1 protein-coding gene is annotated in these 937 nt (G+C 66.0%); it reads right to left on the bottom strand.

Annotated elements, in window-relative coordinates; all coding sequences use genetic code 11:
* The coding region (locus FHG10_RS17800) for an IS256 family transposase (RefSeq protein WP_227488365.1) at positions 1 to 889 on the bottom strand (889 nt) is incomplete at its 3' end.
* Positions 890 to 937 lie beyond the last annotated feature (48 nt).

Raw genomic sequence — 937 nt, 5'->3', positions numbered from 1 at the left:
CCTTCTTGCGGTCGGTGTAGCTGACGAACCGCATCGCGGCGCGGATCAGGTGGACCACGCAGGTCTGGACCATCGAGTCCGGCCAGGTCGCCTCGATCGCCTCGGGAAGGCCCTTGAGCCCGTCGCAGCAGACGATCAGCACGTCCTTCACGCCGCGATTGGCGAGGTCCGCGCACACGTGCGCCCAGAACGCGGAGCCCTCGGTGTCCTGGACCCAGATGCCCAGCACGTGCTTGACGCCCTCGAGGTCCACGCCCACGGCGAGATACGCGGAGCGGCCGATGACCTGGTGATCCTCGCGGACCTTGATCCGGATCGCATCGAGGTAGATCACCGGGTAGAACTCTTCCAGCGGCCGCTGCTGCCACTCCAGGACCTCCTCGGCGACCGCGTCCGTGATGTTCGAGATCGTCTCGTGGGAGAGGTCCGTGCCGATCGTGGAGGCCAGGTGGTGCTGGATCTCCCGGATCGTCATCCCGCCCGCATACAGGCTGATGATGATCTCGTCCAGGCCACCCAGGCGGCGCTGGCCCTTCGGGAGCAGGCGCGGGGCGAACGTGCCGATCCGGTCACGAGGAACGTCGAGATCGATCGCTCCGACCTCGGACTGGACCGTTTTCGGCGTGGTCCCGTTGCGGGAGTTGCCCGTCCCTCGCCCCTTCGCGTCGTGCTTGTCGTATCCCAGATGGTCGGTCAGCTCGGCCTGCAGGCCGCGTTCGAGAGCGGCTTTGACCAGCGCGGGAATGAACCCGCCGTCGCCGGTCAGCTCGATCTTTCCTGCGTCGATCTGCGCGAACAGGCCATCGAGCTCGCCAGCAGCCTGAAGCTGCTTGACGAGGTCCGCACCCGTGGGAGCATCGCCCTCGTTCTCATCGGTCATGGTCGTCATTGTCTCGGTCCCTTCAGTCAGGACTTACACAGACCATCTGACACGCCC

The organism is Brachybacterium subflavum (assembly GCF_009299795.1).
In the GTDB taxonomy this organism is placed as follows: domain Bacteria; phylum Actinomycetota; class Actinomycetes; order Actinomycetales; family Dermabacteraceae; genus Brachybacterium; species Brachybacterium subflavum.
Note: the sequence above shows the minus strand (reverse complement) of the source record. Positions and strands in the feature narration are given on the sequence as shown.